This window comes from Bacillus carboniphilus (assembly GCF_039522365.1).
GTDB lineage: Bacteria > Bacillota > Bacilli > Bacillales > JC228 > Bacillus_BF > Bacillus_BF carboniphilus.
Genome location: NZ_BAAADJ010000043.1, coordinates 1 through 9,071, shown reverse-complemented (window position 1 = coordinate 9,071; position 9,071 = coordinate 1). Strand labels below are relative to the sequence as shown.

Genomic DNA, 9,071 nt, shown 5'->3' with positions numbered 1-9,071 from the left:
TAATCTGTGGTTTGAATTTAAAAATAATAAAGTATCTTCATTTGGTATATATCACATTGATAGTTAGTTTAATGTCGGAATATTAAGTTTTTGATTAACGGGTGCGTTTGTTTAACAAGTGTTTAATCTAAATAGGGTTGACTATAGAGAATTCAGCTGGTATTCCATCCCTACTTTTATGCCGAAAATATACCCCAATAAACAGCATTTTGGATTGCATAATATAATTTAAGGAACACCAGCCAAAACAACAGATCTCTGTAGTTGATTTATAATTTTCGCCATATAAAAGTAAATACTTAAGACTAATAAATTATCCTATAACTTATTCTCGTTGGATGGGGGAATATAACGGTCAGTCTTCTACTCAACTGATTAAAAATGCAATTATAAAAAGGAGCAAATTTTGCTCCTTAATCACATATTTGTTTTTATTTTTTCTGCATCTGACATTATATTATTTATTAATTTTTTAACAGTTTGCTGTTTAGCTAATCTGGGGCTTTGGCCAGACCAGAGTGACATAAATTCTTTATTATTCTTTGAAGCTGCGACTTTTCTAATATCCTGGGTTAATGTGTTCTGAACGGGGAATTCAGGTAAATATGATTCGTGGGTCTGCATACCCAAAATGAAATTATTTGTTATTCCTCTTGCCCATTTACCTGAAAATGAGCGAGTTAATCTTGTATCTTCCTCCGTAACATTCAGAATTGTATCTTTATGTGCTTTATTTGCTCCACTTTCAATACAAGTCAAGAAAGCTGTCCCCATTTGTACACCCTTTGCACCTAAGCAGATTGAAGCCATCAATCCTCGTCCATCCATAATTCCTCCAGCAGCTATGACTGGTATACTTACATTGTCAACGACCTGTGGAATTAAAGACATTGAACCGACTAAATTGTCTTTGTAATCATTATCTATAAAGTTCCCTCGATGTCCACCTGCTTCACTACCTTGAACAACAACAATATCCATTCCTGCTTTCTCATTTTCAACTGCTTCTCTAACAGTCGTTGCTGTTCCTATTAGTATTATGTCAGATTTTTTCAACTCAGAAATCACTTTTTTTGATGGAATGCCAAATGTAAAAGAACAGATCGGGACATTTTCTTCAATTACCACCTTCACTTGTTCAATAAATGTTTCATAGACAGTAGTAAAATCAGGAATTTCTAAACGATCTTTTGGAGGTAAATTTAGTTGTTCACGAATAGGGTTTAATAACCGATTAGCTGATTGAATGTCATCATTTATAACCTCAAACTCATTGGGTACAAATAGATTTATACCAAAAGGATTTGAGGTTAGGGTCTTTAACTCTCTTATTTGCTTTCTAATTTGAATAGGGGTCATATAACCTGCACCTATCATTCCTAGACCACCACTATTTGAAACCTCAGAGACTAATTCAGAAGTTGTGACTCCACCTGCCATTGGAGCCTGTATAATTGGATATTTTATTTTTAATTTTGCTGTCATTTCATTATTTAACATGTATATCCCTCATCTTTTGCGTAAGATTTCCCTGAATTTAAATTCCATATCAAGCAAGGATGCCCTAATTAAAGAGTTTTAAAATATATGCAAACCTTCCATTCCCCATAGATTAAATTTGTGAGAAAAAAACCATTTACTATTAAATAGATACCAAACAATATTGAATGGTGCGCTTATTATCTTTAACAATAGCTTTTTCTTTTGTGCTTTTAGACAACGAAATCACTCCTTCCGTAAAATGTTACATATAAATAGTAGCATTATTAGAAAAATTCGGACACAATTAAATTATTGGATTTTTAGCTAATTATAAGGTTCTACTTTAAGTTCCTCGATGAATTTTAAAATTGCTGTTGACTATTCAGTTGAACTGTAATAAATTATTATTAAGTTGAACTATATAGTCGAGCTGAATAGGAAGGTGAGAGTATGAAACATAAATTATTGCCGCTGTCTGAAACCATGCATTATATTTTATTAGCTCTACGTGAGCCACTTCACGGCTATGCTGCAATGCAAAAGATAGAAAAAATAAGTAATGGTACCGTTAGTTTAGCAGCAGGGACATTATACGGTGCGATTGAAAACTTGAATAAACATGGCTGGATTGAAGAAGTTGGAAATTCAGGTAGAAGAAAGATTTATATGATAACTACAGAAGGAAGTGACATTTTGAAAATGGAACAAGAAAGGTTATTGCATATTCTATCCTTGTATGAAGGAAGTGAATCAAATGAAGAGGTATAAGGTATTTTTTAATATTGAAAAAGAAGAACAATGGCTGAACGAGCAATTACAAAAAGGCTATCGATGTACAAATATAAGTGGATTCGGAATATACACTTTCGAAAAAACTGACAAGAGATATGTTATGCGACTTGATTATCAAGATTATTTACCTAAGAAGAATTTCGTGGAATACAAAATGATATATGAGGATTTCGGTTGGAACTATATAAAGGGGTCCTGGTTTAGTGGAATACGGTATTGGCAAAAAGAAGATGATAATCAAAATGAAATCTTCTCGGATCGCCAATCAAAGGGGCAATATTATAAAAGATTAATGAGTTATTCATTTTGGTTGAGTATGCTGTGTTTGGCTTATTCTTTTATGCTCTACAAGGATTCTGCATTATATCATGAAGGTCTTTGGGGTATGAAAGGTGCATTATTCTGGAAAGCATTTATATTTGAAACTCCATTTGTCCTTTTGAAGTTAACTCCCGCACTATTGGCTATTTTGTTGGGTGGCAGCTTCTATAAAGCTTTAAGGAAGTATTCAATGCTAAAAGAATAATAATCCTAGAAAGGTAAGTATAAACTATTTTAACTTAAAGAAGTAATAGGGGATAATTTTATACTACAATCGGACGCTTCTCTTTAAAAAGAAGGCGTCTTTTATTTTGCATGGACAACTCATTTATAAGATTGAGTTTACGAATTGTAATACTTAGTGCAACTCTACAAAAAACACATGAAGGCTTCGTGTATAATGTTAATTATCACCAATTTGTTTTTTATTGAGTCAAGGATATTTTTTATAGAGTACTAACGGTCTAAACGAAGATGAGCATTTCACGGAGTATCGCTTTGGGGAGAGGGGAGAATTGGGTGAGTGATAATAGTTCTTTTCGAGACATAAAATTATTTACAAAGGTAATTGTGATCACGGCAATCATATTTCTTGTTATTTTTTCTGTTTCATTGGTCTTAGGGATTTTTTATTTTGGGTTTGCAGGGATATTTAGTTTATTAGGAGTGAAATATGATTCTTTTTATTCGCTTTTAATATTTGTTTTATCCTACTTCCTCGCAGGTTTCGTGACTGATATATTTTCTGACGTCTTTGTTAGGTTATCCACACATTTCATATCAGGAAAACTGAAGTTGTTTTTCACACGAATGATCATTTACTGCACTTTTTCTTTGCTCTTATTATTTACAATCGATGAATTTATGAGCAGTATCACTATTCCGTTTTCCATAAAAATCCTGATCGCCCTATTTCTATTTACTATTGAAATAGCTTTTGATGATAAAAATACGAAGCGTAATAAAACATAGCGGTTTATAGTTATAAGATATAACAATAGAAACGATTATCTCTATATGTTCTGAAATTATTATGATTAGCGATGAAAATGAAGACTTTTTGTTTACTTGTTATTTTGATGAAGTTTCTGCGGTTTTCTTTGCCAAACAAAATTGGAGAGAAATATTAGCTGCAACACGGCTTAAAGGAATTATCTTTGACGAAGATACTTCATTAGTTTGGGAAGACGCTAATTATTTCTTATGGAGATAAAGAAGGCATTGCTAACGGGGGCGTTGATCTAATTAAAGGATTAACGCTTTTTTTGTGGAAGTTATTGTTATATTAGTTCAGGGTTGTTGAGGAAGTCTGCTCGTTAACGAAACAAGGAGTGACTTTAATGAGAGGGTATATCTTATTATTTGGCGGGATTATTTGTTTTATATTTTCATTACTCTATCTTTACTTTAGTCTTTCATCGAGTGTTGAACCAAATTATAAATGGATATATTTCCAGTTTACTCTTCAAATGTTAAGCGTGATCTACTTTATTATAATCGGGACAATTCAGTTGGAAAAAGATAAGAACAATAAAAAATAGGAGTCAAGAAGGAGGGTTCGAAATAACTTGGAATCTTGCAAAGCAATGCTATTTGATCTAGATGATACATTACTTAATAGGGATAAGGCAGTAGATCGAATGTTTTTTATGATTTTAGAAAGATGTTATGAGGATGTTACACATTCAGCCATAACTGAAATGCTGCAAAGGTTCAAGGAATATGATAAAAGAAGCTATGGTGATGGTGATAAAACTAAAGTTTTGGAATCATTTTTTGATGAATTTCCACCGAATAATAGACTGCCACGGAATTCTATTCAAGAATTTTGGAATGATCACTTTCCTGCTTGTTTTTCCATAAACCCAAATATTATAGATATCGTAAATACTATAAAGAGGCAAGTGAAGGTTGCCATTATAACAAACGGTTCAACTCAAAGACAGAAAGCAAAAATCATTAACACTAATTTAGATGATTGTTTTGATATTATTATTATTTCTGAAGAAGTTGGATTTAGTAAACCTGACAAACGTATATTTGATTTAGCATTAAATAAGCTTAATGTCCAGCCGGAAGATGCATTATTCGTTGGAGATGATATAGAAAAGGATATTGGTGGTTGTCAAAATGCCAATATAAAGGGCATTTGGTTCAATCCTCATATGATCAAAAATGATACCGAGATAAAGCCATATGCAGAGATCAATTCCTTTGATAGATTATTAGAAATAATGAACTGGGCAGTTGATAAAGGAGAAATAGGATGAGTCATAAATATGGCGTTTCAGGAAGCACGATTTTATCAGACCCCAATCGTTTTGAAGAATTATTTTGGAAAGATATTGACTTAATTGAAATTGGTGAATTTCCTGATGAAGCAGCATTTCAAGCATTTTCAGAACTAAGGAAAGAAAAAGAGGTCCCATTTGGTGTCCATTCTCCTCTTTTCCGGAGTGGAAGTAAATATGATTTAATTCAGAAAGTCAATGTTGAACCTGAAAATGCATGGGAAAGCCTAGAACGTGAAGCAGAGCGCTTGTCACGTTTAGGTGCGGAATATATTCTGGTTCATTTTCCGTATTTTTTAAATGAAGACAAAAAGGAGAATGTAAACTTTTTAATCGAAAGAGGTCTTCAGCGATTAAGTTTATTGCAAGAAAAATACTCTATACCTTTTATTTGTGAACCTAAATTGGGACCAAAGAAATCTCCGATAGGAATTGACTATTTAGATCAGTTTCCAGAAAAATTATGGGCCAAATATTCTATTAAATTATGCATAGATATTGGAGATTATTTATTGGCAACAGGAGATCAAATACTTACATATTTAAAAAAGTGGAAAAAACATATAGGAGTTGTGCATTTACATAATGTAGCTTTTCAGAACAACAGATATATATGGATTCCAGTGCACCCTAGTCATGAAACAAACGGGACTCAGTATAAAATTGAACACATAATAAAATTCTTAAAGCAATGTGAAAAAGTTAATTTTATTTTTGAACATACACCACACAGTAATCCAAAAAAGGAATTTGTCCAAGGTGGGTATGAGTGGATTAAAACTTTGTGAGCTTATTTTAGTTGAAGAGGTCATTAGTTTTTAAAGTAATTGTACTAAAGGTTCAGACATGTGAGGAAGAGGTCTTAAGAAACTTATTTTTCGTACCACCGTCTCATTACATAAGGGGTGATTTTATGGGTAAGAGAGTGCTAGTTTTTATCCTGATATTCTTATCTTCTTTGATTACCGCATGTTCTAATGAGGCGTCATCCGGAGATAATAAAGGAATGCCAAGTGATTTTAATTTCAGTCTGAAATACAGTACGTACGGAAAACAAGTTATAGATACATTCAATGATATCGTAATAAAGGATCTTGTCCTTGTTGGTACAGTAGAAGCTGAAATTGCTTTTACCGATGTTGAGATGAAAGAAATATACAACAAAATGATTGCTATTGACATAATGGGCGAATTAGATTTAGAAAAAGAAAAGGAATGTGGGTCGGAACCTGAATCTATTTCAAATTGGACGATACAAATGAATGGTGAAACGAAATCCTATTCTTATAAAAGTTATTGTAACTATCCCGAAGACGTACTTAATTTGATAAAACTGGAAGACTTCATTCATAATCTAATGGCAAATAAAGAAGAGTACAAGAAGCTCCCAGAGTCAAACGGGGGTTATGAATAGTTTTTGTTGCAGAAAGGTCGTCCATAGATACGACCTTTTTTTTATTTTTTGGGATGTTAGGTACTTTAATTTGGAATATTATGTTAATGTTTATTTAAAGAGGGAGGAAGCTAATTAAACAAGTAATGTGGGTTTTCTTATGTATTTAATGCTGCTTTATATAGGAAGAAAAAAATAACATACAGTCCAATTTGAGCTCTTATTTCCGCTCTAAAGTTGAGCTAACCGAGTGAGATATGAAAATGGGTAACACCAATATCATTAAAATGAGGAGAAAACCTTTGGACAACCAATACAAAAACCTGATTGAAAATGCTCTCAGTCAGTACGGTATATATAAATATAATTCTGTCTTTATTAGACATAATGAAAACATTACGCTAAAGATAACAGACTACATCGATAATAAAAGCTATTTACTAAGGATTCATATTCCTATTACTCCTAATTTACGAGGAGTGCAGCATACCCTTGAAGGTTTAAAAGCAGAAATGGAATTGCTAGATAATATAGCCGAACAGATCAGTTTACATATACAAAAGCCCATAAAAAATAAGCTAGGAAGTTTCGTTTCCACCATCATTGATTCAACGAATAATATATGCTCATTAGCAACCCTTCTTACATGGGTAGAAGGAGAAGCCTACACAGGAAATGAGTTGAACTCTGATGAACTGGCCTATGAAGTGGGGAGTGTATTAGCTCGATTGCATAACTTTTCTAGCCAATGGACTATTCCTCAACCATTTACTAGACCGGTCTATGATATGGAAAAGTACACTGATTTAACGGAGAGATTACAATATGGTATTCAAAAGAATTTATTCACCTCCGAACACTTTGACATAATTGTAGATACTAGGAAGTATATAAAATCAGTTTTTACTGATTTGCGCAAGACTCGTGATAATTGGGGTATCATTCACGCAGATCTTCAAGGTGGCAATATTATCGTACATAAGAATACTGTTATTCCCATTGACTTTGGTTTTTCAGGTTATGGGTATTTTCTTTTCGATATCGGTCTTACCCTTGCTTCCTTTAGTACAAAACTTAGAAAGAAAGTTTTAGAGGGATATAAATCATTAAGAGATATTGATGATGCGGATGAACAAATGATAAGTGCAGGATTTATTTTGGGGATTTTCGGTGCATTTGGCTTCCATATAAATAACCCAAAATACCATGAATGGATACAGAGAAGAATCCCATACGTCGCTCAAGAATATTGTCTATCTTTACTGGATAAGAAGTCATTTATATTAACAATAGAATAAAAGGCTTTACCCAGTTGGTGGTAGTAATAATTCACTTAATCTAGCTGTACTAACGTAGCAAAACCGTGAAAAAAGAGGAAAAAATATTGCCACAACAAAAGGACTGCCAGAAGCAGTCCCACGTTTACTTTGTTTGCAAATAGGAATTTTCAAGAAAACCTATATTAACGTCGCTGATTTCCGACATTTTAAATGCTTGATTATATCTTCTACTAACAGCTTCCATAAATTCATCATATTGATGTTCGGTTATAGCTTTTTGCCAAGCAAATTGATAGCTATATAATTCATTCTCTTTTCGTTCTAATGGATTCATAGCCATACCCTCTTTAATGGTTTGGGCATTCGCTTGTGCTGCCAAGTTTAATAATAGTACTTCCAATAATTTTAGTTCACGCTCTTTAAAATCATTTTTTTCCTTAGATACTTTAATATCAACCATTGATATTCCTATTGAAATCTCCACCTTTAAATATAAGTCTAGTTGTTAAATACCTCTAAAAATTCAATTGTTATACTCATAACACATTCCTCCTTTATTCATAGATATATTCTATTAAGACAAGGGGTTTTCCTCTAAGTAATCTATGTTTATTAAAAAACTATATAAAATTACGTAAGCTTTAGCAGTTTAGTTAAATAATGTAACCTTATTATATTTAGTTCGACTACTAATATAGGAGGCTGATATGAACAGATTTAAACTTTTATCATTTACTGTACATTTTTTTTAATGGCTTTAATAATGGGTTGTACAAATATAGAAAGTGACGTTGGAGACAATTATTCAAGCATTAGAAAAACTGCTTGGAACTTCATAAAAGAAAAAGGTTGGAGTGATAGTGCCAAGGAAGATTGGAATAGTGCAACAGTCACTAAAATCATAGTTAATGGAGATTATGAGTTATTAAATACAAGTTATGAAGGTAAAGAGGTGTTCTCTGTTTCTTTTGAAGATAAAGAAAACGTTTTGGCTAGTACACCAGTTATACTTGTTGATCTTAATAGAAACAAAGTGATTGGGTTTATGCTAGGAGAATAATTATTTTTACTAGTTAACGTTTTTTTGTTGAAGTTTCTTACTAACAGATCAAGCTACATATAATGAAGGTATTGTTTTCAATGTTCGCTAACATAAGGAGGATGAATTATGGTTAAGAACCAAGAACCGAGAAAAATACTATTAGATTTAGCAGTTACTTTAGATGGATTTATTGAAGGACCAAAAGGGGAAGTAGATTGGTGTATTATGGATCCTGATATGGAGTTCAATAATTTCTTAAGTCAAATAGATACTATTTTATATGGAAGAAAAAGTTATGATTTATGGGGGCAGTATAATCCTGATTCTAATGTATCTGATACAGAAAAAGAAATTTGGGAATTGGTTGATTACGGCCATCGAAATGTACCATCTCTGACATAGTTTTTACCACCTAATGACAAAGAATTTACCAGACAACGCCTTGCGTTTACCACATATTACCTATATAT

General features: G+C 32.4%; 11 protein-coding genes and 1 pseudogene. 10 read left to right on the top strand and 2 right to left on the bottom strand.

The features are described from left to right. Nucleotides 1-417: 417 nt before the first annotated feature. Nucleotides 418-1,500 carry an NAD(P)H-dependent flavin oxidoreductase gene (locus ABDZ91_RS14305; protein ID WP_343800074.1) on the bottom strand — a complete coding sequence of 361 codons (1,083 nt, stop codon included), beginning with the start codon at nt 1,498-1,500 and terminating at the stop codon, nt 418-420. Nucleotides 1,501-1,932: 432 nt separating this feature from the next. Between ABDZ91_RS14305 and ABDZ91_RS14300 the strand changes: the two genes are divergently transcribed. From ABDZ91_RS14300 to ABDZ91_RS14275, 8 genes are all read left to right on the top strand, one after another. Beyond that, nucleotides 1,933-2,250, top strand: coding sequence for a PadR family transcriptional regulator (locus ABDZ91_RS14300; protein ID WP_343800072.1), 318 nt, complete (start codon nt 1,933-1,935; stop codon nt 2,248-2,250). After that, nucleotides 2,237-2,800, top strand: a complete 564-nt coding sequence (locus ABDZ91_RS14295) for a DUF2812 domain-containing protein (RefSeq protein ID WP_343800070.1) — start codon at nt 2,237-2,239, stop codon at nt 2,798-2,800. Before ABDZ91_RS14300 ends, ABDZ91_RS14295 begins: the two co-directional genes overlap by 14 nt. Nucleotides 2,801-3,069: 269 nt before the next feature. Next, nucleotides 3,070-3,567 carry a YrvL family regulatory protein gene (locus ABDZ91_RS21985; protein WP_425541837.1) on the top strand — a complete coding sequence of 166 codons (498 nt, stop codon included), beginning with the start codon at nt 3,070-3,072 and terminating at the stop codon, nt 3,565-3,567. A 19-nt stretch (nt 3,568-3,586) separates the two neighbouring features. After that, nucleotides 3,587-3,808, top strand: coding sequence for a DUF2711 family protein (locus ABDZ91_RS21980; protein ID WP_425541838.1), 222 nt, complete (start codon nt 3,587-3,589; stop codon nt 3,806-3,808). A 373-nt stretch (nt 3,809-4,181) separates the two neighbouring features. Next, nucleotides 4,182-4,865, top strand: coding sequence for an HAD family hydrolase (locus ABDZ91_RS14290; protein ID WP_343800076.1), 684 nt, complete (start codon nt 4,182-4,184; stop codon nt 4,863-4,865). Beyond that, complete coding sequence (locus ABDZ91_RS14285) at nt 4,862-5,674, top strand: TIM barrel protein (protein WP_343800068.1); 813 nt, start codon at nt 4,862-4,864, stop codon at nt 5,672-5,674. The genes ABDZ91_RS14290 and ABDZ91_RS14285 overlap by 4 nt, the downstream gene beginning before the upstream one ends. Nucleotides 5,675-5,799: 125 nt before the next feature. After that, complete coding sequence (locus tag ABDZ91_RS14280; protein WP_343800066.1) at nt 5,800-6,300, top strand: hypothetical protein; 501 nt, start codon at nt 5,800-5,802, stop codon at nt 6,298-6,300. 281 nt (nt 6,301-6,581) lie between these two features. Next, nucleotides 6,582-7,577 (top strand): phosphotransferase enzyme family protein, encoded by a 996-nt coding sequence (locus ABDZ91_RS14275; protein ID WP_343800064.1) that lies wholly within the window; start codon nt 6,582-6,584, stop codon nt 7,575-7,577. Nucleotides 7,578-7,701: 124 nt separating this feature from the next. Here ABDZ91_RS14275 and ABDZ91_RS14270 read toward each other — a convergent pair whose 3' ends face one another. After that, entirely contained in the window at nt 7,702-8,019 is a 318-nt protein-coding gene (locus tag ABDZ91_RS14270) for a hypothetical protein (protein WP_343800062.1), read from the bottom strand. Between the two features lie 303 nt (nt 8,020-8,322). Here ABDZ91_RS14270 and ABDZ91_RS14265 point away from each other — a divergent pair, with 303 nt between their 5' ends. Together ABDZ91_RS14265 and ABDZ91_RS14260 are read left to right on the top strand one after the other, a co-directional pair. Continuing rightward, a complete protein-coding gene (locus tag ABDZ91_RS14265) occupies nt 8,323-8,619 on the top strand; it encodes a hypothetical protein (protein ID WP_343800061.1) in 297 nt (98 codons plus the stop codon). 108 nt (nt 8,620-8,727) lie between these two features. After that, nucleotides 8,728-9,000, top strand: a pseudogene (locus ABDZ91_RS14260) (dihydrofolate reductase family protein); the annotation flags it as partial. Nucleotides 9,001-9,071 lie beyond the last annotated feature (71 nt).